Genomic DNA, 379 nt, shown 5'->3' on the forward strand with positions numbered 1-379 from the left:
TACAAAGTACCTACGGGGTTAATTACAGGATTAATTGATTCATTCAATTATACGTAGCATCGATCCATCATTCCTTGCTCCAGTCCGTTGCTGCATCCAGCAAACTTATAATGCTACAAAAAGCGACAAAAAAATGTAGGCATATACGGAACTTGATGTAGGATATATCTCACACTCGAAAAGTAGCGTATTACTCCTCTTCCATCTCGTCTTTTAGCTTGCGTAACAACACCCCTTGGCGCTGCACGATATGCTGGATTAAACGTTCCTTATCTGGTTCAGACATTTCAGTAAATTCAACTCGCAGATAATACACATTTTGATCCTGTAACTTGTCACAAGAAATCACTTTGCCAATGGCACCAATATGGTTTGGCGA

The 379-nt window shown here is 39.8% G+C and carries 1 protein-coding gene; it reads right to left on the reverse strand.

Features of this window, described 5'->3' with window-relative positions; genetic code table 11:
• Positions 1-190 precede the first annotated feature (190 nt).
• Positions 191-379 (reverse strand): PilZ domain-containing protein (locus DLK05_RS17765; protein WP_209319980.1); only part of this gene is annotated, 189 nt, incomplete at its 5' end.

Origin of the sequence: Ancylomarina longa (assembly GCF_003996985.1) — a bacterium.
Taxonomy (GTDB): domain Bacteria; phylum Bacteroidota; class Bacteroidia; order Bacteroidales; family Marinifilaceae; genus Ancylomarina_A; species Ancylomarina_A longa.